Source organism: Amycolatopsis jejuensis (assembly GCF_000717335.1).
GTDB classification, from domain to species: domain Bacteria; phylum Actinomycetota; class Actinomycetes; order Mycobacteriales; family Pseudonocardiaceae; genus Amycolatopsis; species Amycolatopsis jejuensis.
Genome location: NZ_JNYZ01000012.1, coordinates 44,574 through 68,932, shown reverse-complemented (window position 1 = coordinate 68,932; position 24,359 = coordinate 44,574). Strand labels below are relative to the sequence as shown.

Below are 24,359 nucleotides of genomic sequence, written 5' to 3'. Positions count from 1 at the left end.
GTAAGATCACTCGATCTAGACATTTTCTTAACTTCACAAGTTCGTGAAATCAGTGTAGCTTCCGTGGCATGGGAAACGCCATCTCGATCTCCGGCCTGCACAAGGCATTCGGCCGGGTGAAGGCCCTCGACGGCCTCGATCTCCAGGTTCCCGCGGGGGAAGTGCACGGCTTCCTCGGCCCGAACGGTGCCGGGAAGTCCACCACCATCCGGGTCCTGCTCGGACTGCTGCACGCCGACGCCGGTGAGGTCCGGCTGCTCGGCGGCGACCCGTGGCGCGACGCCGCGAGCCTGCACCACCGGCTTGCATACGTGCCCGGCGACGTCAACCTCTGGCCCAACCTCTCCGGCGGCGAGGTCATCGACCTGCTCGGCAGGCTGCGTGGCGGCCTCGACCAGAAGCGCCGCAAGGAACTCGTCGAGCGCTTCGACCTCGACCCGCGCAAGAAGGGCCGCACGTACTCCAAGGGCAACCGGCAGAAAGTCGCCATCGTGGCCGCGCTGGCGTCCACTGTGGACCTGCTGCTGCTCGACGAACCCACCTCGGGTCTCGACCCGCTGATGGAGGCCACCTTCCAGGAGGTCATCCAGGAGGAACGCGAGCAGGGTCGCACCGTGCTGCTCTCCAGCCACATCCTCGCCGAGGTGGAAGCCTTGTGCGACAAGGTGAGCATCATCCGCAACGGCCGTACGGTCGAGACCGGAACGCTCGCCGAACTGCGCCACCTCACCCGCACCTCGATCGCCGCGGAGCTGGCCGGGCCGCCGAACGGGCTGGCCAAGCTCGCCGACGTGCACGACCTCAAGGTGCAGGGCAACCGCGTCCACTTCGACGTGGAAACCAGGGCCCTCGACGACGCGCTCCGCCAGCTGACCCAGATCGGCGTACGCAGCCTCGAAAGCCGTCCGCCGACGCTGGAGGAGCTCTTCCTGCGCCACTACGCCGACGAGCTCGAGGCCGGGAAATGAACGGCGCCCTCAATGGAACCCGGCAGCTGATCCGGCTCGCCCTACGCCGTGACCGGGTGATCCTGCCCATCTGGATCGTGCTGCTGAGCGTGGTCCCGGCGGCCACAGTGAGCAGTTACGACCAGTTCTACCCGACCGCCGCGAGCCGGGCCGCGCTGTCGGCGTCGGCCGCCGCGAACCCGTCGTTCTCGCTGCTTTACGGTCCGGCGTTCGACCTCAGCTCGGCCGGTGGCTTCATCGCCTGGCGAATGGGCGGGATCCTGGCCCTGCTGACCGCGCTGATGGCGGTGTTCACGCTCACCCGGCACACGCGCGCCGAAGAGGACTCGGGCCGCGCCGAACTGCTGGCGTCCACTGTGGTCGGACGGTACGCGCCGCTCACCGCCGCAGTGGTGGTCACCGGCAGCGCAAGCCTGCTCATCGGGGTACTGCAAGCGGCGTCGCTGGCCGGGAAACTCCCGCCCGCCGGTTCGGTGGCCCTCGGGGCGAGCACCGCGCTCGCCGGTCTGGTTTTCACCGGAATCGCTGCGGTGGCAGTGCAACTCGGCGAATACTCGCGCACGGCCAACAGCATCGGTACCGCCGCGATCGGCGTCGCGTTCCTGTTGCGCGGCGCGGGTGATTCGACCTCCGACGCGCATTGGCTGTCGTGGATTTCGCCGCTCGGCTGGGCGCAGCAGATCCGGCCGTTCGCCGGGGAACGCTGGTGGGTACTGGCCTTGCCGATCGCGACCACGATCGTGCTGTGCGTGGTCGCTTACGCCCTGCTGCCGCGGCGTGATGTCGGGGTCGGCCTGCTCCCGCCGCGGCTCGGGCCCGCCGAAGCCGCATCGTCGTTGCGGTCGCCGTTCTCACTGGCCTGGCGGTTGCAGCGGGGTCCGCTGATCGGCTGGCTGGCCGGGCTCGCGATCGGCGGCGCGCTGTTCGGGACGATCGCGCAAGGGATTTCCGGTCTGGTCGGCGAAACCGAGCAGACGAGGCAGATTTTCGAACGGCTCGGCGGTTCGAACGGGATCGTCGACGCGTTCCTCGCCACCATGGTCGGCCTGTTCGCCATGCTCGCCTCGCTCTACGGCGTACAGGCGACGCTGCGGATGCGCACCGAGGAAACCGCAATACGGCTGGAACCTCTGCTCGCGACGCGCGTCGGACGGCTCCGCTGGGCGGCTAGCCACCTCGTGTTCGCATTCCTGGGTACGGCGTTGCTCGTGCTGGTCGGCGGAGTGCTGCTGGGGCTGTCGAACGGGCTGCGCAGCGGTGACGTCGGCGGCTCGGTGGCGCACATGGTCGCGGCCGTTGCAGTACAGGTACCCGCGGCTTGGGTGATCGTCGCGGTGGCGGCGCTGATCTTCGGTTTCCTGCCGAAGGCCGCGAGCGCGGCGTGGGGAGTGGCAGCGCTGGCGCTGCTGATCAGCCTGTTCGGGCCGGTCGTCAACGCTCCGCAGGCGCTGCTGGACATCTCGCCGTTCCAGCACCCGCCGAAGGTGCCAGGGGAGGCGTTCACCGCGCTGCCGCTGGTGGTGCTGCTGGCCGTCGGGGTCGTGGTGCTCGGGACCGGACTGGCCGGCTGGCGCCGCCGGGACGTCGGCTGACGTCAGCGTTCCGCGCCCGGGTAGAACCCGAGAGTCGGGCTCAGCGAAGTCGGGGGGCCCGACTCCGGGGTCGACGGGGCCGGAGTGACCGACACCGTCGCGGTGGTGGTGCGCGGCGGTGGAGCCGGCTCGCGATGGGTGACGGTGATCGGCGGCGGAGGGAGGCCGGTCACCGTCACCGTGACCGGCTGCGCGGGGGTCGGGCTGGGTGGCGGCGAGGACTGCCCGGCCGGACGGGGTGCGCTGCCCGCGACCAGGAGCGCCGCGACGAGCAGGCCGCCGGCAAACCCGGCGAGACCGGTCACGACGACGTACCCCCAGGTGGGAGTGGTGTCCGACATCCGGCACCTCCTCGCCGCGCCATCACTCGGCTACGAGGAACTCGTCGCGTTGATCATAGGCGCCGTTACACACCGTGCAACTTGAGCCGACACGGCTCAACTCAGGAGGTCGGGCATGTCGCGCAGCTGCCTGCGCGACGTGATCTCGAGTTTCTGGAAGATCTTGCGCAGATGGGCTTCCACCGTGCGCGGGCTGAGGAACAGCCGCGTGGCCACCTCTTTGGTCGTGGCACCCGCGGCGACCTCGCGGGCGATGTGCATTTCCTGCATCGTCAAGCGATCGTAGGTGTGCTCGGAACGGCTCCGGGCCACTTCGCCGGTGGCGCGCAACTCGTCGGCGGCACGCTTGGCGAACGCTTCCGACCCGATCTCGGACAGCTGTTCGTGCGCGGTCCGCAGGTGCTGGCGGGCATCGCGACGACGGCCGGTGCGGCGTAGCCACTCCCCGTACCGCAGGTGCGCCCGCGCGAGGTTCAGCGCCAGCGGGGTGCCGGTGAGGTGCTCGACGGCCGCCACGTAGTCGTCTTCGGCGTCGCTGACCAGGGCCCGCGCGCCCGCCGCCATGCCAAGCGCCCAAGGGGTTCCGGCCGGTTCCGTCCGCTCGGTCAAGGACTCGACTGCCGACTGCGCAACCGCGTGCTCGCCGCACCGGACCGCGGCCTCGGCCAGTTCGGGCAGCGCGATGCCGGCTAGGAAAAGATCGCCGCCCGCAACGGCTGTCGTGGCCGCGGCCAGCGCTGCCGGATATTCGGCGAGACCGTTGTGCAGCACGGCCATCGCCCAGTGCGCATTCGCGGTCTGCTGGCCGGTACCCCGGTTCATCACCTCGGCGAACAGGTCGGCCACCTCCTGGCGGCGGCCCCGCATCGCGGCCAGATGCACTCGCGGGTACAGCTGCGGAAGGTCCCCGACGACGTCGGCAATCGCCTCCTCCTCGGCGATCGCCGCCATTGCCTGTGCGAAATCGCCGCTGAACGCCGCGGACAACGCCACCTGCGACAAGCCGAGCCGCATCGTCATCGGCGATCCCGTGTCCCGTCCCGTCCGCACCAGCCATTCGGTGGTGGCCGCGTGCAGGTCGACGTCCCACAGCTCGCCCGACAGCACCGTGGCCAGTGCGGGTGCCTTGGTCCAGGCCGCCTCCTCGCCGTCGAACACGCGGCGAAGCGCGGGTATCCCGGCGCGGGGGCCTTCGGTGCTCAACGACACCAGCGCGTCAAGGAGATCCGGTGGTCCCACCGCCGGTGGCGCTGACCTGGCCGCGTCGAGTACCCGGTCCATCACCCCGCCCGCTCGCCCGACGACGAGCCCCATCTCCAGCGCCGCCACGAAACATTCGCGAGACCGTTCCGGATCGACGGCAGCGAGCCGCTGCGCTGCCCGCAGAATGAGTTCCGACCCCCGGACCGCGCCCGAGGTCTCTTCGACGAACGCGATCTGGCCGTGCAGCAGGTCGACCGATGCGTGCTGAAGATCGTCCAGTGCGTCGGTGTCGATCCCGGCCAGCAGGTCCGCCGCCGCTTGCGCCTTGCCTGCCGCAAGCGTGGCCTCGGCGGCCGCGATCGTGCGTTCGACCTGCTTTGCCGGGTCCAGCGAAAGCGCCGCCGCCCGGCCGAGGAACGCCGCCGCCGCCGCAACTCCCCCGCGTGCCTGCGCGCGCGACGCCGACGACTCCAGCTCGGCGGCAACCCCTTCGTCCGGTCCGGTGGTGGCCTGTGCGCGATGCCAGGCCAGCCGGTCCGACGCGGTGGCCGGATCGGTGGCCTCCGCCAGCGCCCGATGGGCCGTCCGGCGCCGCTCCGCCCCGGCTCCGCGGTACACCGCCGAGCGCGCCAGCGGGTGGCAGAACTTGGGCCGCGTGTCGAAGAACATCAGCCCGGACGCTTCGGCAGCGGCGCTCGCGGCGGCCACGTCGATGCCGAGCTGCTGCGCGGCCGTCCACAACAGACTCTGGTCACCGGTCGAATCGGCACTCGCGACCACCAGCAGCAGCTGCGCGTCCGGCGGCAGGTCCGCCATCCGGCCAAGGAAACTCCGCTCGATCCGGCTCGCCACCGGCGACGGCGTTGGCAGCGCGAACCCACCTGCATGCGGCAGCTCGATGAGCGCGAGCGGGTTCCCCCTCGCTTCGGCGAGCAGGCGATCGCGGACCCGGTCGTCGAGGACCCCGGCCTTCTCCCCGGACAGCAGGGCTCGCGCGTCCGTGTCGCTCAACCCGCCGACGACCAGCTCGGGCAGCTCGTCCAGCCCGCGGACGACCTCCTGGTCACGAGCCGCGAACACCATCGCGATCGGCTCGGCCGCAATGCGCCTGGCCACGAATGTCAACGCCGTCGCGGACGCGGTGTCCATCCAGTGCGCGTCATCCACGAGACACAGCAGCGGCCGGTCCGCCGCGGCCGTCGCGAGCAGTTCGAGCGTGGCAAGGCCGACCCGGAACGGCTCCGGCGCGCCGTCGGCCAGCCCGAACGCGATCAGCAGCGCGTCGCGGTAAGGCGCGGCGAGCGAGTCGAGGTGCGCCGACAACGGCACGCACAGCTGGTGCAACGCGGCGAACGGCAGCTCACCCTCGAACTCGGCCCCGGAGGCCCGGATGACCTGGACCTTGTCCGATACCTGCTCGAGGTGTGCCAGCAGGGCGCTCTTCCCGATCCCCGGTTCACCGCGCAGGACGAGCCCGCCACCTGCCCCGGTTTCCGCGGCGCGCACGAGGGCGAGCAGCCGGCTGGTCTCGTCGTGCCTGCCGACGAGCGGGCGCGAGGTCGTCGTGGCCATGTGACGAACCATAGGGCGGATGCCGTCCGGCTTGCCCCTTACGTGCCCGTGCGCACCTGTCGAAAGGGGCAAATAGGTGTCGATCACCGACGCGAACCACCGGTGGTACCCGCCATCGTCATGGCATCAGAACCAACCGACAGCGTGCACAAGGGGACGAAACGATGAGCGACGAAACCGCGCCGGGCACCGTCCGGCCCCGGCTGCCCCGAGGGGTGGCGATGGTCGGCCTGGCCACGGCGATGTTCCTGGTCATTCTCGACAACGCGATGGTGAACCTGGCCTCGCGGGCGATCCGCGCGGGCCTCGGGCTCACCGCTGCCGAGCTCACCGTCGTCGTGGGCAGCTACCTGGTGGCGTTCGCCGGTCTGCTGCTGCTCGGCGGACGGCTCGCCGACGTGCTCGGGAGCCGCAGGATGTTCCTGGGCGGGATGGTCGTCTACCTCACCGCTTCGCTCGCCTGTGCGCTGGCGACCAGCAGCAGCGTGCTGATCGCCGCCCGGATCGGGCAGGGGGCGGGCGCCGCGCTGGTGATGCCCGCTGCGCTGTCGCTCGTGCTCGCCATCCACCCGACCCCCGCGGAACGCACCCGCGCGCTGGGTATCTGGGGAGCGATCGCGGGCTTCGGCAGCCTCATCGGGGTGTTCCTCGGCGGCACGCTGACCCAGGTACTCGGCTGGCAGTCGGTGTTCCTCGCCCCGGTGCCGTTCGGTCTCGCCGGTGCGCTGATCGTGTGGCGCGCGATCCCGTCCGTTCCCGGCAGGCCCGGCAAGTTCGACGCGCTCGGCGCGATCACCATCTCCGTGGGTACGTCCGGCCTCGCCCTCGGCATGGTCACCGCCTCGGACGCAGGCTGGGGCTCGCCCGGCACGATCATCGGCATTGCGGTCGGCCTGCTCTCCCTTGCCGCGTTCGTCGCCGTCGAACGGCGGTCCGAGCACCCGCTGGTGCCGCTGCACGTGTTCCGCCGCAAGCCGGTGATCACGTCGAACCTCGTGGTCCTGCTGCTCGGTGGCACGCTGACCAGCCTGTTCTTCTTCCTGCCGCAGTACCAGCAGCAGGAGCTCGGGATGGATCCGCTGACGAGCGGGATGACCCAGCTCCCGATCGCCGGCATGATCATCGTGGGCAGCGTGCTCGCGCCGCTGCTGGCCAAGGCGACCGGGGTCGCCCGTGCGCTGCCGATCGGCCTCGTCGTGCTGCTCGCCGGTTTCGTCTGGCTGGTGCTCGACCGGACGGCCAGCGGCTTCTCGATCAGCCTCGCCGGCGCGTTCCTCCTCATCGGCACCGGCCTCGGGCTCGGCCTCGTCAACGCCACCGCAATGGGCGTCAAAGACAGCGCGCCAGGGGAATCCGGCCTGCTCAGCGGCCTGATCAACGCGGCACAGCAGCTGGGTGGCGCGGTCGGGCTCGCGGCGCTGGCCGGGATCGCCATCGGCGCCGCGGGCAAGACCGGCGACATCGCCTTCACCACCGCATTCATCGGCGAGGCGGCCCTCGTCCTCATCGCGCTGGCCATCTCCCTCGTCCGCGTGGTCCGCCCCCAGCCTGCCGCAGTCCTCAGCTGATCCACCACCATCCAGAGAGGCACCACCATGTACAACGTTCTCGTGACCGGCGCGACCGGAACCGTCGGCTCCGCACTGATCCCGGCTTTGCAGGACCGCGGCGTCAACGTCCGTGCGATGACCCGCAATCCCGACCTTTCCGTACTCGGCGCCGAAACCGTGGTCGCCGACCTGAAGGAACCGGATTCGATCACCGCCGCGCTGAAGGGGGTCGACGCGGTCTTCCTCAACAGCCCGTCGACTGCCGACGCCGCGGAACTCCAGATCCGATTCGCCGACCTGACCCTTGCCGCCGGGGTACCGCGGCTCGTGCTGCTCTCGCAATACGCGGCGACTGCCGACTCGCCGGTGCGCTTTCTGCGCTGGCACGCCGAGGTCGAGGCACACGTCAAGACGCTCGGACTCGACCACACTGTGTTGCGCCCCAACCTTTACCTGCAGGCACTGCTCGCTTCCGCCGGTACCATCGCGCAGGGCTGGTTCGCCGCGCCCATCCACGGCGCGGCGGTGAGCGCCATCGACACCAGAGACATCGCAGCCGCCGCGGCGGCCGTGCTGACCGGAACCGGGCACGCTGGCAACACGTACACGCTGACCGGGCCGCGCGCGGTGACCCACGACCAGATCGCCGAGGCGATCGCCACCGCCACCGGACGGGAGATCGCGTTCCGCGACGCGTCCGACGAGCAGTTCGCGGCCGCGCTGGCCGGCTTCATTCCGCCGTGGCAGCTCGAAGGCCTGCTGGAGGACTACGCGCACTACGCCCGGGGTGAAGCCGCGCAGGTGACCACCGCCGTCAGCGACCTGACCGGGTATCCCGCGCGCGATGTCGCCGACTTCGCCCGCGACTACGCCAGCGCATTCACTCGCTGAACCCCTTCGACGGCGGGCGTGATCTCTGATCACGCCCGCCGTTTTGCGTATCCCGGACCCCGCGAAGTAAGTGATTCTCACCGACGCGAACGCGGGCCGGTGCACGCGATCGTGAAGACATGACAACGCAAGCCGATCGCAGAGCGCCGCGCCGCCTCGCCCGCGGCACGATCCTCGCCGCGGCGATGCTGACGATCATGGCGCCCGCGGTCGTCTCGCCCAGCCTGCCGACGATGGAGCAGGTCTTCGCCGCCGAGCCGGGAGCTGCCCTGCTGGTCCGGCTCGCGATGACGATCACGTCGCTGATGATCGCCGTCAGCGCCCCGCTGTCCGGACTGATCGCCGATCGCGCCGGACGCCGTCCGCTATTGGTGACGGCGCTCCTGCTGTACGCGATCAGTGGCACCGCCGGGTTCTTCGTCACCGATCTCTACGTCCTGGTGGCGACCCGCGCGGTGCTCGGCATCGCCATCGGCGGGGTGATGACGGCGGTCAGCTCGACGGTCGCCGACTGGTTCGACGGACCGAAGCGGGCCGCTTTCCTTGGCCTGCAACAGGCTTTCGCAAGCCTCGGTGGCGTCGTGTTCCTGCCGCTGGCCGGTGTGCTCGCGACGATCAGCTGGCGGGTGCCGTTCTGGCTGTACAGCCTCGCCGCGGTGGTCGCGCTGTTCGCGATTCTGTCAGTGCAGGACCGGCCACGCGAAACGGCTGCCGCGGTTGCCCCCGATGCGCCGGCGACCCGCGGCACGCTCGGCCGGGTGTTCGGCATCTACCTGCTCGCGCTCGGCGTGACCGTGCTCTTCTACATGGCGCCGACCCAGGTGCCGTTCCGGCTGGAGAGTCTCGGCGTCGGGCCCGCGGTCGTGGGTGTCGTCCTCGCCGGAAGCACCCTGAGCAGCCTGCTCGGTGCGCTGGCGTTTCCGGTGGTACGCAAGCGCTTGGGGTTCACCGCGATCATCACCGGCGCCGTCGCACTGCTGGGCGCGGGCTGGCTGCTGATCGGCAGCACCGACTCCGTGCTGGGTACCGCGGCCGGGCTGCTCGTCGGCGGCGCCGGGCTCGGGCTTTCGGTCCCCAACGTCACCCTGCGGCTGTCCGAGCTCGCCGCACCGGCGTGGCGGGGCCGCGTCCTCAGCGGGCTCGTCTCCGGGATCTTCCTCGGCCAGTTCCTGTCCCCGCTGCTCATCCAGCCCCTGATCGAGGCCGTCGGCGTCGGTGGCGCCTTCACGACGGCCGGGATCGCCATGGTCACCGGCGCGGCACTCGCCGCGGCCGGATTCCGTATCCGCACCGAAAGGAAGATCCGATGATCTACCACTGCATCCGGTTCACTCTCAAGCCCGGTGTCTCCGAGGAGGACAAAACGGCCCGGCTCGCCCAGATGCGGGACCACATCAACGCCATTCCGGTCATCAAGCACCGCGTCGTCGGCCCCGATTTCGGCGGGGAATACGAATACGGCGCCGTCACGGTGCTCGAGGACCTCGAGGCGTACGAGGTGTACATGAACCACCCGGCGCACCTGGCGATGGACCGGTCCGGGCTGCCGATCGTCGACAAGTTCGTGTCCTACGACGTCACCGACGACCCGGACCCGGAGGTGGGCGCCAAGATCGCCGACATCCACCGGCGCCGGTACGAGAACAAGCCCGAGATCGCCGACCTGGTTTCCGGCCTCAACGAGTACACGGGCAGTGCCGCCCCCGGCAAACACGGGAACTGACCCCCGACGCGGGCGTGCTTACCTCGCACGCCCGCGTCGGCCGGTTTCCGCTGCTTCCTTGAGGTAACCGAGCCACGCGGCAAGCGAATCGCCGAGCACCGCCTGGATGCCCTCGACGTCGGCGAGTACCGGTTCCCCGGCCCAGGACTGTTCGGTGCGCACGTGCACGGAAGGACCGGCGAGGTCGAACGTCCACACGTGGACGGCCGTGATGCCCCGGACGTTTTCGCCCCAGACGATCCGGCGCGGCGGCTTCGACAGGTACACAGTGGACTCGACGTCGAGCCCGCCCGCGCGCCAGCGGAAGGTGTCGCTCTCGCGCAGCGGACGGTCGGCTTCGGCGACGGTGATGTCCGGATGCCATTGCGGCCACGAAGAAACGTCCGTGAGCAATTCCCATGCGCGCGGCAATGGTGCGTCGATGACGACGTCGCGGTGCACCACCACAGGTGCGTTCACATCGATTCCGGTGATCATTTGCGCACCCTTCCCGGCGGCTCGGATCACGGTCGCACGAACGGAGAACCGTTCGCGTCGGTAGGAATCACTTAATGGGTACGCAGCCCGTCGAGCAGTACGCGGACCAGATGGCGACTGTCGGGCGTATACCGCTCCACCGCCAAGGCACCCACGATGAGCGCGCGCAGGTCTTCGCCGTCGATGTCAGTACGTACAGCGCCCGCGGCCTGCGCGCGTTCCAGAAGCGCCTCTAGGTTCACGCGGAACCTTTCGCTCGCTTCAGCCTTGTACGCAGACCCGCTCGTCTCACCGAGCGCTTCGCAGATCGCACGGTTTGTCGACGCCTGCTCGATGACGCGCGTGAAGTAGTCGAAGAAGGCTTCGCCGGGCGCGTCGGAGTCGACGAGTTCCTGCGCCTCAGCCGAGTACTGCTGCAGCCGCTCCACGACCACCGCCTGGAACAACACTTCCTTACTGGGGAAATGCCGGTAGACCGTACCCGCGCCGACACCTGCCAGCCGCGCGATGTCGTCGAGCGGAACCGCCAGCCCGTCGGCCGCGAAGGCCGCTTCAGCAGCGGCGAGCACGCGGGCACGGTTGCGACGCGCATCCGCACGCAGCGCGGGTTTGTCCACCGGCGGCCTCCTCGGGGTCAAGCGATTCTTCCGTATCCCATTCTCGGTTGCGCCGGAGCGTGTCCGAGATCGCTCTCGTTGACAACCGGAGTCGGTGCTCCGTATCGTGCTAAGCGGGTCCAACGTTCCGATTATGCCCTTGGGAAGGATTTCCGATGCCCCATACCGTCTCCGAAGTCGCTGCGAGCGTGGCGCAAGCGCTGAGCTCGTTCGACCCCGCGCCGCTGGCCACCGTCCTCGCGGACGACGCCGTGTACGAAACCCCGTTCACCGGCGATCGGGCGGAGGGCCGGGATGCGGTCCTGTCCACACTCGCCGCCGGGAGCACTCGTGCACGGGCGATCGGATTGGAGAAAGTGCAGGTCACCACTACGGAAACGGCCGACGGATTCGCCGTCGAACTCATCGCCGAGGGCCGCAACCCGCACACCGGCGACACGTACCGCTTCCCGTCGTCGGTGGGAATGCTGAACGTGCGCGACGGCAAGGTGACCAGGTACCGCGACTACCCCAACGTCGGCGCGGCGAGCACGGTCATGGGTACTGAGGCCGTGTTCGAGCGCTTCCTGGCCGCCTCAGTGGACAACCGCTGGGACGACCTGGCCGACCTGTACGCCGAGGACGTGGTGATCGAAATCCCGTTCGCCCCAGCCGGAGTGCCGACGATGACACAGGGCCGGGAGGAGTTGCGCAAACGCTTCCACCAGGCAGCCAGCCGACGCCGGATCACGAAGGCGGACCGGGTGGTCGTGCATCAGACCAGCGACCCGGAGGTACTGGTGACGGAGTTCGACCTGCACGGCGAGATGGAGGGCAAGCCATATGTGTCGACGTACGCAATGGTGATGACGATGCGGGAGGGGAGGATCGTGCGGTCTCGGGATTACTCCGGTCCGCCGGTGACTCGCCAGGAGTGACCGCCATCGAGCGAGACGGTTTGCGCTTGCGGCGTAGCGGTGAAGCCGAAGCGATCCCATCCCGGGCAGCCGAGATCGGTCCAGAGACGGTGAGCTTCCTCGACCAGACGCCAGAGGCGACGCGGCCCACCTTCCGCGACTGCGTGCCGTCCGTTCTCGGCGGCGAGGGTGATTTCGGCCCAGGAGCCGTCCGGGGTGGCGATCGAGGACGCAGCTGAGCCTTCGGGAAAGGTGTAGCCGTAAGCAATTTCGGATCCCAGGTCGAATGATGCGATGAACCAGGTGACCAACGACGTCCACGGGGTGTTCGGGTCCACGTCGGTGGTGCGGTACTCCGCATGGCCTCGCTCGACCCGGAATCCGGCGGTGCCGGGCGCAGGACGCAGATCCATGAATGCCGCGTACGTGGGGTCGAAACGTCCTTCGGCGCCGTCACCTTGCCTCGTGAGACGGACCAGGCTGCCTGCGCCGGGCGCAGGCTTGAGATCGGCCAGGATCACCCCGCCAGGCCGGACCTGGTCGATCCAGGGCCACGGGATTGCAGGAACTGCGCAGGTCGCGATGATCGCGTCGAAGGGAGCATGCTCGGGCAGTCCCTGCGCGCCGTCGCCGGTGACGAGCGTCGGACGGCCGGGTATCCGTGTGCGGGCCAGCTCGACGAGACCGGGTTCGATGTCGATGGAGAACACGTTCCGCTCGCCGAGCAGGTGCGTCAGCAGGGCGGCGTTGTAGCCGGTCCCGGTGCCGATCTCCAGCACCCGCATTCCGTCGGCGAGCTGCAGTGATTCGATCATGCGAGTCATCAGCCCCGGTTGGGTCGACGACGAAAGCACCGCACGTTCCGGCGTGAGCGCGGTGATCAAGGCGGTATTGGCGTAGACAGCGGCGAGATCGTCCGTGCTGCGGTGCTCGGCCCAGCCGCCATCGGCGGTTTGCCGGTGGTAGGCCGGGACGAACACGTGCCGCGGTGTCTCGCGGACAGCGTCGGCCAGCCGCGGATCGGTCAGCTTGCCTGCGGCGATCAGATCATCGGCAAGCCGGGCGGCGTGCGACTTCCACTCGAGGCCGGGATGGATCACGGGCGGCTCCTTGCGCGACGGGTGAGCAGGTCGGCCAACGCGGCAGTGAGCGGCGCCCCGGTCTGGGCTTCGAGCCAGCCGTACTGGCCGGAAGAATTGCTTTCGAGGAAACAGAATCCGTCCTGATCGATCGCGAAATCCACTGCCGCATAAGCAAGGTCCAGATTGTCAAGGTAGCGGCGCAATCCGTTCTCCACTTCACGCGGCGTGTCGACGAGTCGGTAGCGCAGCGCAGCGAAGTCAGACCGCCAGTCGACGTGAGCCGACGGTGAATCCGCGGTGATGGTGATGGTGAACATCCGCTCGCCGATCACGATGACCCTCGCCTCATGCGTCTTGTCGACCCAGCCCTGCAATTGAGTGGCAGTCGTTGCGACCCCGTCCAGCGCGGCGAGGTCGGTGGCGCCGAGCCGACGAGTGTAGGCGACCTTGAGCTGTCCGCCTTCGGTGATCGTGTTCGGCCCGAACGACTTACAGACCGTCCCGCCGGTGCGGTGCTCGCGGGCGAAGCGGGACGCGGCGGCAGGCGAGTTGGTGACCAGAGTGGGCCGGACGCGCAGCCCGCAGGCAGCGGCAGTGGCCAGCTGGAGAGGCTTGAACATCGCGTCGGCTGCGCGGTTGGGGTGATTGACCCAGAGCACCGGAAGTGCGGCGAGCACGCCGCCGAAGCCGAGCCGCGCCTCGCGATGGGCGTAGGCACGCTCGACCTCGGTCAGCGCGGCCGGGAACGAGAACGCCGAGGGATCGCGATACCAGATCGCGTCGATGTCCTCCAGCGCGACGGCACGGTGTTCAGTGCACAGGATCCCGCGCCAGCGCCCGTCGCGGTCGAGGCGCGCGTCCAGGGACAAGCGCTGGGGAAACCAGGCGGTGTCCGCGCGGAACACCGCTGCTCCGCGCCGGTCGAGTTCGCGGACGACGGCGTCCACGGGCGCGTCGGCTTCCTGGGCGAAGATCACCACCGTTCCCGGATTTCGAGTCATGCCTCTTCCCAGCCCCAGTTCTCCTCCGGGCCTTCGTCGCCGTCGGTCGACGATTTGGTGCGCCAGTCCTTGCCCATCGTCTCGATCAACGGAAGACCGTGCTCGTCGACCGCGACCTGCTTCTCCGGGCAGTAGCAGAACTCCCGCCGAACCGGCGGATCGACCGGCGTGGCGCCGTTCAATCCGAACGGACGGGTGGCAGCCGGACCCGGCCGGTCTGCCTGGTCCGACTGCCGCACCAGGAAACGCAACGCCGCCGATGCCAGCGGGCTGGCGCCCGGTTCCGGCTCGAGGCCCTCGATCGTCGTCAGCATGATCTCCTCATTTCTTCTCTGCGGCGGTGCCCTACCTCGACGGTAGGAATGCGCTGACCAGGCGAGAAGCCTGTCGTGCCGGATCTGCACGGCATGTGCCAACCACGCAAATGTGGTTGCATTCGTAGTCGAGCGGCTACCGTAGGTGCGACAACAAGACGAGGGGAACGCCGTGCCGGACTGGTGGTCGCCTGCGCTCTGGGACGCCGCGCGCCGCGGTGATCACCCGGCGGTGCTGCGCCACGCCCGTGCGGAGCTCGGCTGGTCCCAAGGCGAGCTCGGCGAACGTTTCGGCTGCTCAGCCTCCACGATCTCCCGGTTCGAGAACGGCCGGCGCGGGCTCCGCGACCTTGTCGTACTGCGCCGCTTCGCGACCGTGCTCGCCTTGCCCGTGGAAGCGTTCGGTCTCACGAACGAGCCGACGCCGCGGCCTGCCTCCCCTGACTCGACAACGGCGGCTCCTAGGGTGAGGCACGACTTGAGCCAGGAAAGGGATGATCCGGTGCGACGACGCGCGTTCCTGCTCGCCGCGGGCGGCAGCATCGTTGCTGCCGGTGCCCCGTTCGGCGCGCCGAATGCCCAGGCCGCGAACGCCATCGAGGTCGACTCGGCGGCGTTCCTGACCCGCCGCTTGGAAGGAGTCCTCCTCACCGACTCCGTCGCGGCAGCCCGGCCGGTCCCGATCCCGACGCTCCAGGCGGTGCTTGCCGCCGCACACGCCGACTTCCGTGGCTGCCGCTACTTGGAGCTGGCCGCGCGCCTGCCTGAACTGATCACCACTGCCGAAGCCACCCACCGGCAGACCGGGGATCCGGTCACGGCGGGCACTGTCGCGCGGGCATACCGCCTCGCCACCCGCGCGTTGATCAAACTGGAGGCCAGCGGTCTGGAGTGGATCTCCGCCGACCGGGCTCTCCGTGCCGCCGCGGCCGCGGGCGACCCGTTGTCCCTCGCGGAAGCGCAGCGCCTGCTCGGCTCCGCCTGCCGGCGGGCCGGGCACCACGAGCGAGCCAGGGAACTCACCCTGACCGCGGCAGACCAGCTCGACCTCCGCGGAAAGGCGCCCGATCCCCGGCATCTGACCTTGTACGGGGTCCTGATGTGCTCGGCCGGCTATGCCTCGGCACGTGCCGGCGACCACGACCGCACCGCCGATTTCCTGAACGAGGCTGACACGACCGCTGCCCGGCTCACAGACCATCCGGCCGAGCAGCGCGCGCTGACAGCCAACGTGATCAGCCACCGCGTTTCCGCCGACTACGTCCTCGGCAACGCCGGCTCCGCCCTGAACCGTGCCAAGGCTGCACAGCTCGGCCAGTTCCCCGACACCGAACGCCGCGCGCGGTTTCTCGTCGACGTGGCCCTGTGCTTCGCCCAATGGAACAAGCCTGACCGTGCGTATCAAGCGCTGCTGACGGCCGAACGGGCCGCGCCCGGCGAGGTCCGCACCAGGGCAACCGTCCGCCGTCTCGTCACCGACCTGCTGCACCACCCCTGGCAAGCCGCGCTACCCGGCCTTCGCCAGCTTGCCGCACGGACTCACACGCCGGGATAGCGCTTCACTGGGTCGCAGTTTGAGAAGCAGGTGGGGTGAACAACCGCTCCCCCGTGGTCACCGCCCAGTTCCACACTCCCGGTACCAGCAGGATTCCCACCAGGACGAACACCGGGAACACCAGCCGGGTCTCCACCTTCTTACCCGTGTGCAGCCGCAGGGGTTTCGGGGGGCGGATTTCGTACCACGTCTCCCCCGCGATCGGGAGGGGGAACAGGAACGGGCAGCCCGACTCGGTGAGCGAGTCGCCGAGGCAGTGGACGAAACAGCCGACCGCGACGGCTACTCCCAGCCAGCCGGAGATGTCCGCCAGTTGGGCTACCCGGTCGTCGGGCGCGGTGAAGTACCACCAGATCGCCGCGCCGCCGTAGGCCAGCAGGAGCCAGTCGCCCAGTGCGCCGACTGCCAGGAGCAGGCCGAGGAGTAACACGCCCAGCACGGCCCATGGTCCGCCGGCCGCGCAACCCGCGGATGTGGCCGCGCCCAGGCCTACGGCGAACAGCAGCGTGTGGGACAAGTGCCGGTGGGTACCGGTCACTTTTTCGTCGCGTGGGCCCTTCGTCAGTGCGTAAACCGCAGCCGAAATGCGGCGTAGTACCCACGAAAGTGCGCCGGTCAGCCAGCCGAACAGGCGGGACGCGCTCGCGCCGGGGTGGTCCAGGTCCGGCAGCAGCGCGAACCCGGCGGTGGTGGCGGCGAAAATCACCGCCTGGTGCACCGTGCCGACGCCGGCCGCGGGTGCCACGGCGAGCCCCGCGCACCAGCCGGTGAGGGCGTGCGTGCGCCCCATCATCGTGATCATCCCCCAGGTCGCCGGGCATTTTCGCAAACCCGCGCGACCGTAGCGAATGATCAGGCCGGGGGTTCCTCCGACACGCTCAGGTGCTCGGCGACGCCGGTGAGCTCGATCACCCTGCTGACCGCTGCGCTGGGGACGACCTCCAGCTCCACGTCCTGTTCCCCGGCCTGACGCTGGGCGTGCAGGACGACGTTCAGCGCCGACGAATCGAAGAAGGTGACGCCGGTGAGGTCGGCCACCACGCGGCGGGAGCCCTTGTCCGCGATCAATCCGGCCAAGGCTTCCTGCAGCTGCGGACTGGTGAGCAGGTCCAGCTCACCGGTGACCACCACCCTCGGCTCGGCGGCCGCGGTGTCCAGCGTGATGCCGAATCCGGGCGGAGTGGCGTTCTGGTCGGCTGCGGGCATGCAGTTTCTCCTCGTCAGGCGCTGCTCCTGCGCCGGTACGCGCCTGTTGTCTCAAGCGGCAACCGTGTCACGGTCCCAAGCATCTGGAGACCCAACCCTAACCCAGTGGGTGACCGCGCCCGCGTCGGCACAGGGGTACCCCGCCGGAGGCACGCACAACAGACCCCGCGCACTGCTGGTGCGCGGGGTTCCGGGCGGGGTCAGGCAGACACGGTCTTGCGCTTGGCCCGCCGTTCACGCATGAAGAGCTCGCGCCGCTCGATCTCGCCGAGACCGCCCCAGATCCCGTACGGCTCCTGCACGGTCATCGCGTGCTTGCGGCACTGCGCCAGCACCGGGCAGGTGTGACAGATCGCCTTCGCACGGGACTCGCGGCGCTCGCGCGCGGAGCCGCGCTCGTTGTCGGTATGGAAGAACAGGCTGCTGTCCGCACCACGGCACGACCCGCGAAGCTGCCACTCCCACTCCTCGGCGACCACGTTGGGCAGCCGGCTCACGTCAGCCATGTCGTCCCCACCTTTCCCGGGATGCACTCGATCGCTACATGCCCGCCGGTCGCGGCGGTCAAACGCGGGTTTGGTTTGCTCACCCCCCGGGCATGTGGCAGACCGGGCACGAAAGACTCGGCGGCAGCACGCCGGAGAAGGGACAGCACGTGGAGGAGAACGCCCCGCTCGAGCGCGAGGACGCACAGCTCATCGAGGTGCGGACGGCGGCGATCCCGCACGTGGTACCCACTCTGCGCACGATCGTCGCCGACATCGCGATGCGCCAGGATTTCGACCTCGACGCCGTCGAGGACCTTCGGATGGCCGTGGACGAGGCCTGTTCGATGCTGCTGCCCTCGGCCGCCGACGGCAAGCTGACCTGCGTTTTCTCCTGGATCGACGGCCGGATCGAGGTCACCGTCTCGGTGGTTTCCGACCGCGCCGACCACGGCGACGAGACCGGCCTGTCCTGGCAGCTGCTCACCGCGCTGGCCACCTCCGCGCGACGCACCGTGACTCCCGCGGACGGCCGGTACCTCTCCCGGGTGCAGCTGGTCCGGGAGAGCGAGGCGGCCCACTCGTGACGACCCCCGCCGGCGGCGGCGAGCCCACCGACGTGGCAGCACTGTTCCACGAATTGACCGGGCTGCCCGACCGTTCGCCGCGTCGCGAGGAGATCCGGGACCAGCTGGTACGCGAGCACCTCGAGCTGGCGCGCAATCTTGCGCGGAAGTTCCGCAACCGCGACGAGGCAATGGACGACCTAGTGCAGATCGCGACGGTCGGCCTCATCCACGCGGTCGACCGTTACGACCCCGGCCAGGGCACCGATTTCCTGGCCTTCGCCGTGCCGACGATCTCCGGCGAACTGCGCCACCACTTCCGCGACAACAGCTGGTCGGTACGGGTCCCGCGACGCTTGAAGGAACTCAACGCGACGATCTCGGCCGCCCGCGAGGAGCTCACCATCCGCTTGTCGCGCGCCCCCCGGCCGAGTGAAATCGCGCGGCATCTGGGGGTGCCGATCGAGGACGTGTACGAGGGCCTGCGCGCCGGACAGGGCCGCTATGGGGCGTCGCTGGACAACCTGCTGGAGAACTCCGCGCACACCCGCTTCGGAGCCCCGGACGCGAACCTCGGCCAGGCGGAACTGCGCGAGGCACTGCGCCCCATGCTGGAGAGCCTGCCTGAGCGGGAACGCAAGATCGTGGCGCTGCGGTTCGGGTCGGGAATGAGCCAGTCGGACATCGCGCGCCGCGTGGGGGTTTCGCAGATGCAGGTGTCCCGGCTACTGGCCGCGACGCTGAAGAAGCTCCGCACCGGACTCGCAGAGACGGACATCACCGAAGGCACGTGATTTGTCTTCGCCCAGGTTGGGTAAATACGAGGTTGCGAGCACAGAGGTCGGGAGGTGCAACGCCATGACGACGTCGAGGATGCCGACCAGGAGCACCGGGGCAGCCGCCGCCACCGTGCGCCTGGCGCTCCCGGACGACGTCACCGCGCCCGCAGTAGCCCGCGCCCAGGTCCGCACCGCACTGGCCGACTTGGAAGTCCCCGCCCAACTCCGCGACGACGTCCTGCTGGCAACCTCGGAACTGGTGACGAACGCCTTCGAACACGGCGACCACCCGGACCGCCTGGAACTCCGCGTCGAGGGCAGCGAGCTGGTGGTGCAGGTCTTCGACACCTCGGCTTCGCCCCCGGAACTGAAGGAACCAACCCCCGCAGCCGCACGAAGCCGCGGCTTGCAACTGGTCCGCGCCCTGTCCCGACGCTGGGGCTACGCCCCCTCCGAAGAACCCAAGCCGCACGCGCGAACCCAACGAAACCCGGGCAGCCAGCCCCCGCCCTGCACCCCGATCCGAAGCTCCAACACGTGCGGAGGGTGCTTGTCAAGGCATCTTTCCCGCCTTGACAAGCACCCTCCGCACGTCGTCACAATCCAGCTTCGGGGTGCCCCCAACGCAACAATTCCCAACCGGGAACCAGGGCCCACCGGGCACCCCCCAGCGCCCACCAGGACACCTGTCCATTCTTGTCCCCCAAACCCCACCCTCACGTGCCCTACGCTCGCCGGATGCTGGACGCCATCGGGGTCACCGCGGACGAAGAACGCGTCTACCGCCTCCTCGTCGGCATGTTCGACGCCACCCCCGACCAGATCGCCCACCACCTCCACCTGTCCCCGCCACAGGTGGCCACCCTCCTCCACTCCCTCCACACCAAGGGCCTCATCAGCCACATCTCCGGCACATACGCCCCCTCCCCACCCGACGTGGCCTTCGCCCCCCTGCTCCTCCGCGGGCAGGAATCCCTCGAATGGGCCCGTACCGCCGTCAACCACCTGACCGAGGAGTACCGCGGCGGCGCAAGACGCCGGGACGCCACCCAACTCGTCGAGATCATCACCGGCACCGCAGCGATCCGCCAGCAGCTCACCAACATCCAGACCGGCGTCCGCCACGAAATGCGGTGGTTCTGCCGCGCCGGGCACATCGCCATGGCGTCCGGCGAAAACACCGAGGAGTACGCCGCCCTGGCCCGCGGGGTCGGATACCGCGTGATCTACGAGCGCGCAATGCTCGAAGAACCCGGCACGATCGAAAACATCACCCAAGGCATCCGGCGCGGCGAGACAGCACGCTCAGCCGCCACCTTGCCCATCCGGATGGCGATCGCCGACGACCGCATCGCGCTGTGCCCCCTCGTCCACGACCTGGACGGTTCCGGCGAACCGACCGCCGCCCTGATCCGCGACAGCACCCTCCTCGCCGCGTTGATCGCCCTTTTCGAGAGCTACTGGGAACGCGCCTGGCCGCTGCGTGCCGACCGGACGCTGTACGACACCACCGACCGGCAACCCGGTGGCGCCCGTCCCGATCCGGACGAGCGCCACCTGTTGTCGCTGCTGGTCGCGGGTGTCACGGACAAGGCCATCGCGACCCGGCTCGCGGTGAGCCAGCGCACCGTCCAGCGGCGGATCCACGACCTGATGACCCGGATGAACGTCCAGACCCGGATGCAGCTCGCCTGGGAGACCAGCCGCCAGGGCTGGCTCGACGAACCAGGACGGGCGGCTGCCGGATAGCCGCCCGCCCGGTTCGTCAGCCGAGCCCGAAGGCCCGGATCACCGTCTGCTGCACCGAATTCCCGGTCCCGTCGCCCGCCTGCACGCGCAACGAGACGTAACCGTTGCCCCGCGGCTGGTCGGCGACCGCACGGAACCGGCCCTGGCCAAGGTTTTCGAGCCGTTTGACGTCCGTCCACGTGCGACCGTCGTCATAGGACACTGCCACCTTCATCGACGGATTCCTTGGCGCGGCCAGGCCATCCTGATTCCGCACAGTCAGCTCGATCGGCACCGAACGTCCGGCACGGGCCTTCTGCGCGAGATCCGTCGCGACCCCGTAATCCAGCTGCAGCAACGGAAGCAGGTCGGTCTTGCCATCGGTGGGACGGCGCGAGCCGAAGGTCCACGACGTGTCCGTGTGCGTGCTGAACTGCCAGTCCGGAGTCGACCGGGTCACCGACAGGTCGAGCCGGTAGGTCGACGGATCACCCGGTACGGGGTACTTGCCCCACGCGGCCGTCCCTTCCTTCAGCAGCTTGCCGTTCTGGTACAGCCGCGCGGTCACCTCGTCCGGATACCCGCCCATGGTCGTTTCGGAGAATGCGTACTGCCCGGCTTCCGCGCCGGTGAACTCCGGAATCCGGAGCGTCAGGCTGTTCCCGGTCCGGCTCGACTGCAGCCCCGGGACGCCACGCGGGATCGACGGCCGCACCACCGGCTGGTACCAGTTCTCGGTCGCCCGCTGCCCCGGCCGGAACGCGTGCAGCTGGTCCATCATGCCGCCCGCCAGCGGCTGCATCGTCTCCCAGCTGAGCCCGTTCTTGACCTGGTGCTGCCACAGCGTGTCGTCCGCGGAGACGATTTCCTCGCGCGCCCGCCCGGTGGGGGCGAACCGCTGGAGCTGGCCGAACGAGTACTTCTCCCACGGCCGCCAGGCGTACCGCTGTTCGGCCAGCCACTCGGTTTTCCCGGTCGCGTGGTAGTTGGCCGTCACGGTTGCGCTGTTCTGGTCGGTCACCCGGTACACGATCCGTTGCGGCACCTGACCACGCGAGACCTGCAGGACGTCGTACAGGTACGGGCTCACCGGCGTGCCGTGCAGCAGCAGGCTCGCCATGCCGTGCCCGGCCCGGTCGGCCAAGCGCGTGCCCTGCTCCCCCGGCACCCACACGGTGGGGATCGGCAGCCGTTCACCCGACGGCAGCCAGCGGCCGTACGTGGGCTCCTTCGGCCCGGTGACCACGGCCACCATCGCGGCACCCGCCTTGGCGGCCGCCTGAGCGGCGTCCTCGGGGTTGACGCTGCCGTCCGCCGTCGGGGTCACGAGCGCGATCTTGCCGCGGGCCTTGCCGTAGTCCGGCCGGTTGCCGTCGACCGGGACCACCGGCAGCCACTTCAGCCCGGAAATCGCCGGAGACGACGGGTAATAGAACAGTTCGGTACGGAGATCGAACCACGGCAGCACGCTCGCGGTCAGCGCCGGCGCGGTGAGCTGCCACCTGGTGCCGAACTCGAAACTGCCCTTCTTCACCGGCTGGGTCGGCGTCACGTAGAGGTGCCGGACCCCGGGAAGGGCGGTGTTGCCGGTGGTGATGTTGCGCTCGCCGATCTCCCGGTGGGTGTAGATGTTCACGACGTTGTCCACCGCCGCCGGGCGGGGCGTCCGGATCTCGACCGGCACCGCCTTGCGGGCGTCCATGACCAGGTCGACGTCCTTGTTCACCTCGACCTCGGGCAGGATGACCACGGTCATCTCCTCGTCCGGCGCCATGCCGCCGCCGACCATGCCGCGGAGGTAGTAGGTGCCTTCGGCGACCTCGAAGGTGACAGGTTCGCCTTGGTCGAGATAGCAGAACGTGTCGAACCGGTCGTCGTCGCCGCGCAGGGTGAACTCCATGAACGCGCCCTTGCCGTCGCGGCCGAGACCGCGCACGGTCACCTTGTGCTTCGGCGCCTCCTTCATCAGCCCGACGGTCGTGTGCACGGAATCCGCGACCAGGCTTCCGGTGTAGTTGCCGTGCGCCAGCTTGGCCGAATCGACGATGATCCCGACCGTGGCACTGCCCCCGGCCGGAACGTCCACTGTGGACTTTTCAAGGCGCACCGCGGCACCGGGCGCGGTGCCATCAGTCCGATGTAGATCGAGCCGCGGGGTGAGGTGTACCGGAGCGGAAGTCGTGTTGGTGTACGTGACTTCCTTGCGCACTGCCGCGGAACCGGCATCGATCGGACCGAGGTTGAGCGTCCCGGTGGCGAAAACGCCGGGACGCGCGGCGGCTGCGGCGACATCCACCCGGCCACCGCCTTGCTGGAATGCGGTGAGCCCTGGCGTCGGTTTCGCGGTGCTGCCCAAGGCATCCTTGAGCTGCTGCGCCGTCCACTGTGGATAGCGCTGGGCCAGAATCGCTGCGGCGCCTGCTACGTGCGGGGTCGCCATCGACGTGCCGGACATCGAGGTGTAGTGCTCGTCCACCGGGTCGCCGAGCGAGGTACCGGCCGCGCGGGCGGCGACGATGCCAAGCCCGGGCGCGGTGAGATCCGGCTTCACGGCGAGGTCACCGAGCCGCGGACCCTTGCTGGAGAACGTGGTGAGCGCGTTCTTGCGGTCGACCGCGCCGACGGTGAGGGCCGCGTCCGCGCTGCCCGGCGAGCCGATCGTGGACGAGCCGTTCTCGCCGTCGTTGCCTGCCGCGACCACGAACAGCGTGCCGGTGCGCGCGCTGATCTCGTCGAGGCCGAGGCTGAGGTCGTCCTTGCCGTCGGTCGGACCGCCGCCGAGGCTCATGTTGACCACCTTGGCGCCGGACGACGCGGCCCACTCCATCCCTTGCAGGATCTCGGAATACGTGCCGCTGCCGTCGTCGCCGAGCACCTTGCCGACGATCAGCTTCGCCCCCGGCGCGGCTCCCTTGCGCGTGCCGCCCGCGGCCGCGCCGGTACCGGCGATGGTGGCCGCGACGTGCGTGCCGTGGCCGACCCGGTCGACGATGTCCGGGCTCGACGAGAAGTTCGCCGACTTCACCACTTTCCCGGCGAGGTCCGGGTGAGCGGCGTCGTACCCGGTGTCGAGCACGGCGACCGTGGTGCCGTTGCCGTCGTACCCGGCGGCCCACGCCTCGGGAGCGCCGATCTGCGGCACACTGCGGTCGAGAGTCGCGTGCACCTTGCGGTCCAGCGAAATCCGTTCCACGCCACCGGAGGCGGCCTTCGGGCCGGTGAACGCCTTCCAGAACTCACCGGCGCGCTGTTTGTCCTCGCGGACCGCGCGGCCGTGCACGCTCGGCAGCTCCGCGCCCTGGTCGGTGGCGGCCAAGGTGGGTACGGACGCGATCGAGACGCCGTCGGGGTAATGCGCGATCAGCGGCAACGCTTTGCTGGTCTCGTCCGCGTACCCCTGCGCAATCAGGCCGGTGATGTCGAACAGGGATTTGTCGAGACGCTTGGCCGCCAGCAGCGGCACGGCGTCGGAGGGGATGACCGACAGCTTGCCGTCGACCTCGTTCTGCGAGAACTGGACGCGCTCGCGTCCTTTGCCAGGCCGGACCGTCGCGGTCTGCCTGCCGCCCGGTGGTCCTTCCACCTGCACGACGTCACCGGTGAGTAGAGTGACGGTGTGCCGTTCACCGGGACCTTGGGGAATGGCCGGTGGGCCACTTGCGGGGTCGGCCGCAGCGCCCGGGGCGAGTCCCACGACCAGTGCGCCGGTGCAGCCGAGAGTGATGACTCGTGATCTCCACGTCATCGCACCAGGTTCGGGGCGGACCGGGGTCCGCGTCACTACCTTGCCGTGTCGCGGTTGTGACATGTCGC

The 24,359-nt window shown here is 69.4% G+C and carries 22 protein-coding genes and 1 pseudogene; 12 read left to right on the top strand and 11 right to left on the bottom strand.

Annotation, left to right across the window (positions count from 1 at the left end; genetic code table 11):
- Positions 1 to 68: 68 nt before the first annotated feature.
- Both OO71_RS17735 and OO71_RS17730 read left to right on the top strand, forming a co-directional pair.
- Positions 69 to 968, top strand: a complete 900-nt coding sequence (locus OO71_RS17735) for an ABC transporter ATP-binding protein (protein ID WP_033290927.1) — start codon at positions 69 to 71, stop codon at positions 966 to 968.
- A complete protein-coding gene (locus OO71_RS17730; RefSeq protein WP_033290926.1) occupies positions 965 to 2,560 on the top strand; it encodes an ABC transporter permease in 1,596 nt (531 codons plus the stop codon). Before OO71_RS17735 ends, OO71_RS17730 begins: the two co-directional genes overlap by 4 nt.
- 2 nt (positions 2,561 to 2,562) lie before the next feature.
- Here the strand turns inward: OO71_RS17730 and OO71_RS50155 are convergent, their stop codons facing one another.
- Both OO71_RS50155 and OO71_RS17720 read right to left on the bottom strand, forming a co-directional pair.
- A complete protein-coding gene (locus OO71_RS50155) occupies positions 2,563 to 2,901 on the bottom strand; it encodes a hypothetical protein (protein ID WP_033290925.1) in 339 nt (112 codons plus the stop codon).
- 96 nt (positions 2,902 to 2,997) lie between these two features.
- Positions 2,998 to 5,676 (bottom strand): AAA family ATPase, encoded by a 2,679-nt coding sequence (locus OO71_RS17720; RefSeq protein WP_033290924.1) that lies wholly within the window; start codon positions 5,674 to 5,676, stop codon positions 2,998 to 3,000.
- Positions 5,677 to 5,840: 164 nt separating this feature from the next.
- Here OO71_RS17720 and OO71_RS17715 point away from each other — a divergent pair, with 164 nt between their 5' ends.
- From OO71_RS17715 to OO71_RS17700, 4 genes are all read left to right on the top strand, one after another.
- A complete protein-coding gene (locus OO71_RS17715) occupies positions 5,841 to 7,244 on the top strand; it encodes an MFS transporter (protein ID WP_033290923.1) in 1,404 nt (467 codons plus the stop codon).
- 27 nt (positions 7,245 to 7,271) lie between these two features.
- Positions 7,272 to 8,117 carry an NmrA family NAD(P)-binding protein gene (locus tag OO71_RS17710; RefSeq protein WP_033290922.1) on the top strand — a complete coding sequence of 282 codons (846 nt, stop codon included), beginning with the start codon at positions 7,272 to 7,274 and terminating at the stop codon, positions 8,115 to 8,117.
- Positions 8,118 to 8,236: 119 nt separating this feature from the next.
- Positions 8,237 to 9,427 carry an MFS transporter gene (locus OO71_RS17705; RefSeq protein WP_033290921.1) on the top strand — a complete coding sequence of 397 codons (1,191 nt, stop codon included), beginning with the start codon at positions 8,237 to 8,239 and terminating at the stop codon, positions 9,425 to 9,427.
- Positions 9,424 to 9,840 carry a Dabb family protein gene (locus OO71_RS17700; protein WP_033290920.1) on the top strand — a complete coding sequence of 139 codons (417 nt, stop codon included), beginning with the start codon at positions 9,424 to 9,426 and terminating at the stop codon, positions 9,838 to 9,840. Before OO71_RS17705 ends, OO71_RS17700 begins: the two co-directional genes overlap by 4 nt.
- An 18-nt stretch (positions 9,841 to 9,858) precedes the next feature.
- On the opposite strand, the gene OO71_RS17695 is transcribed toward OO71_RS17700, so the two are convergent.
- Positions 9,859 to 10,317 carry an SRPBCC family protein gene (locus OO71_RS17695; protein ID WP_033290919.1) on the bottom strand — a complete coding sequence of 153 codons (459 nt, stop codon included), beginning with the start codon at positions 10,315 to 10,317 and terminating at the stop codon, positions 9,859 to 9,861.
- 71 nt (positions 10,318 to 10,388) lie between these two features.
- Positions 10,389 to 10,934 (bottom strand): TetR/AcrR family transcriptional regulator, encoded by a 546-nt coding sequence (locus OO71_RS17690; RefSeq protein ID WP_033290918.1) that lies wholly within the window; start codon positions 10,932 to 10,934, stop codon positions 10,389 to 10,391.
- Between the two features lie 155 nt (positions 10,935 to 11,089).
- Between OO71_RS17690 and OO71_RS17685 the strand changes: the two genes are divergently transcribed.
- On the top strand, positions 11,090 to 11,851 hold the full coding sequence (locus OO71_RS17685; RefSeq protein WP_033290917.1) for a nuclear transport factor 2 family protein: 762 nt from the start codon (positions 11,090 to 11,092) through the stop codon (positions 11,849 to 11,851).
- Here OO71_RS17685 and OO71_RS17680 read toward each other — a convergent pair.
- From OO71_RS17680 to tgmA, 3 genes are read right to left on the bottom strand one after another with little or no spacing between them, the layout of a single operon-like run.
- Positions 11,818 to 12,930, bottom strand: a complete 1,113-nt coding sequence (locus tag OO71_RS17680) for a methyltransferase domain-containing protein (RefSeq protein ID WP_033290916.1) — start codon at positions 12,928 to 12,930, stop codon at positions 11,818 to 11,820. The genes OO71_RS17685 and OO71_RS17680 overlap by 34 nt on opposite strands.
- Positions 12,927 to 13,913, bottom strand: a complete 987-nt coding sequence (gene tgmB / locus OO71_RS17675; RefSeq protein ID WP_033290915.1) for an ATP-grasp ribosomal peptide maturase — start codon at positions 13,911 to 13,913, stop codon at positions 12,927 to 12,929. Before tgmB ends, OO71_RS17680 begins: the two co-directional genes overlap by 4 nt.
- A complete protein-coding gene (gene tgmA / locus OO71_RS17670) occupies positions 13,910 to 14,227 on the bottom strand; it encodes a putative ATP-grasp-modified RiPP (RefSeq protein WP_033290914.1) in 318 nt (105 codons plus the stop codon). The genes tgmB and tgmA overlap by 4 nt, the downstream gene beginning before the upstream one ends.
- Positions 14,228 to 14,399: 172 nt before the next feature.
- On the opposite strand from tgmA, the gene OO71_RS17665 reads away from it, so the two are divergent.
- Positions 14,400 to 15,782, top strand: coding sequence for a helix-turn-helix domain-containing protein (locus OO71_RS17665; protein ID WP_033290913.1), 1,383 nt, complete (start codon positions 14,400 to 14,402; stop codon positions 15,780 to 15,782).
- Positions 15,783 to 15,786: 4 nt separating this feature from the next.
- Here the strand turns inward: OO71_RS17665 and OO71_RS17660 are convergent, their stop codons facing one another.
- From OO71_RS17660 to OO71_RS17650, 3 genes are all read right to left on the bottom strand, one after another.
- On the bottom strand, positions 15,787 to 16,572 hold the full coding sequence (locus OO71_RS17660) for a metal-dependent hydrolase (RefSeq protein WP_033291269.1): 786 nt from the start codon (positions 16,570 to 16,572) through the stop codon (positions 15,787 to 15,789).
- A 62-nt stretch (positions 16,573 to 16,634) separates the two neighbouring features.
- Positions 16,635 to 16,988 (bottom strand): STAS domain-containing protein, encoded by a 354-nt coding sequence (locus OO71_RS17655; protein WP_033290912.1) that lies wholly within the window; start codon positions 16,986 to 16,988, stop codon positions 16,635 to 16,637.
- A gap of 200 nt (positions 16,989 to 17,188) precedes the next feature.
- Positions 17,189 to 17,494, bottom strand: a complete 306-nt coding sequence (locus tag OO71_RS17650; RefSeq protein ID WP_033290911.1) for a WhiB family transcriptional regulator — start codon at positions 17,492 to 17,494, stop codon at positions 17,189 to 17,191.
- A gap of 149 nt (positions 17,495 to 17,643) precedes the next feature.
- Here OO71_RS17650 and OO71_RS17645 point away from each other — a divergent pair, with 149 nt between their 5' ends.
- The 4 genes and pseudogenes from OO71_RS17645 (at position 17,644) to OO71_RS17630 (ending at position 20,567) form a co-directional block, all read left to right on the top strand.
- Positions 17,644 to 18,060, top strand: a complete 417-nt coding sequence (locus tag OO71_RS17645; RefSeq protein ID WP_033291268.1) for an ATP-binding protein — start codon at positions 17,644 to 17,646, stop codon at positions 18,058 to 18,060.
- On the top strand, positions 18,057 to 18,833 hold the full coding sequence (locus OO71_RS17640) for a SigB/SigF/SigG family RNA polymerase sigma factor (RefSeq protein WP_033290910.1): 777 nt from the start codon (positions 18,057 to 18,059) through the stop codon (positions 18,831 to 18,833). The genes OO71_RS17645 and OO71_RS17640 overlap by 4 nt, the downstream gene beginning before the upstream one ends.
- Positions 18,834 to 18,897: 64 nt before the next feature.
- Positions 18,898 to 19,251: pseudogene (locus OO71_RS48920) on the top strand (ATP-binding protein); the annotation flags it as partial.
- Positions 19,252 to 19,556: 305 nt separating this feature from the next.
- Positions 19,557 to 20,567 (top strand): LuxR C-terminal-related transcriptional regulator, encoded by a 1,011-nt coding sequence (locus OO71_RS17630; RefSeq protein ID WP_033290909.1) that lies wholly within the window; start codon positions 19,557 to 19,559, stop codon positions 20,565 to 20,567.
- Between the two features lie 16 nt (positions 20,568 to 20,583).
- Here OO71_RS17630 and OO71_RS17625 read toward each other — a convergent pair whose 3' ends face one another.
- A complete protein-coding gene (locus tag OO71_RS17625; protein WP_033290908.1) occupies positions 20,584 to 24,291 on the bottom strand; it encodes a S8 family serine peptidase in 3,708 nt (1,235 codons plus the stop codon).
- Positions 24,292 to 24,359 lie beyond the last annotated feature (68 nt).

Excerpts from the sequence above, each read along its gene's own strand:
- OO71_RS17735 (WP_033290927.1), top strand. The coding sequence starts at position 69 with ATGGGAAACGCCATCTCGATCTCCGGCCTGCACAAGGCATTCGGCCGG.
- OO71_RS17730 (WP_033290926.1), top strand. The coding sequence starts at position 965 with ATGAACGGCGCCCTCAATGGAACCCGGCAGCTGATCCGGCTCGCCCTA.
- OO71_RS50155 (WP_033290925.1), bottom strand. The coding sequence starts at position 2,901 with ATGTCGGACACCACTCCCACCTGGGGGTACGTCGTCGTGACCGGTCTC.
- OO71_RS17720 (WP_033290924.1), bottom strand. The coding sequence starts at position 5,676 with ATGGCCACGACGACCTCGCGCCCGCTCGTCGGCAGGCACGACGAGACC.
- OO71_RS17715 (WP_033290923.1), top strand. The coding sequence starts at position 5,841 with ATGAGCGACGAAACCGCGCCGGGCACCGTCCGGCCCCGGCTGCCCCGA.
- OO71_RS17710 (WP_033290922.1), top strand. The coding sequence starts at position 7,272 with ATGTACAACGTTCTCGTGACCGGCGCGACCGGAACCGTCGGCTCCGCA.
- OO71_RS17705 (WP_033290921.1), top strand. The coding sequence starts at position 8,237 with ATGACAACGCAAGCCGATCGCAGAGCGCCGCGCCGCCTCGCCCGCGGC.
- OO71_RS17700 (WP_033290920.1), top strand. The coding sequence starts at position 9,424 with ATGATCTACCACTGCATCCGGTTCACTCTCAAGCCCGGTGTCTCCGAG.
- OO71_RS17695 (WP_033290919.1), bottom strand. The coding sequence starts at position 10,317 with ATGATCACCGGAATCGATGTGAACGCACCTGTGGTGGTGCACCGCGAC.
- OO71_RS17685 (WP_033290917.1), top strand. The coding sequence starts at position 11,090 with ATGCCCCATACCGTCTCCGAAGTCGCTGCGAGCGTGGCGCAAGCGCTG.
- tgmB (WP_033290915.1), bottom strand. The coding sequence starts at position 13,913 with ATGACTCGAAATCCGGGAACGGTGGTGATCTTCGCCCAGGAAGCCGAC.
- tgmA (WP_033290914.1), bottom strand. The coding sequence starts at position 14,227 with ATGCTGACGACGATCGAGGGCCTCGAGCCGGAACCGGGCGCCAGCCCG.
- OO71_RS17660 (WP_033291269.1), bottom strand. The coding sequence starts at position 16,572 with ATGGGGCGCACGCACGCCCTCACCGGCTGGTGCGCGGGGCTCGCCGTG.
- OO71_RS17655 (WP_033290912.1), bottom strand. The coding sequence starts at position 16,988 with ATGCCCGCAGCCGACCAGAACGCCACTCCGCCCGGATTCGGCATCACG.
- OO71_RS17650 (WP_033290911.1), bottom strand. The coding sequence starts at position 17,494 with ATGGCTGACGTGAGCCGGCTGCCCAACGTGGTCGCCGAGGAGTGGGAG.
- OO71_RS17630 (WP_033290909.1), top strand. The coding sequence starts at position 19,557 with ATGCTGGACGCCATCGGGGTCACCGCGGACGAAGAACGCGTCTACCGC.
- OO71_RS17625 (WP_033290908.1), bottom strand. The coding sequence starts at position 24,291 with ATGACGTGGAGATCACGAGTCATCACTCTCGGCTGCACCGGCGCACTG.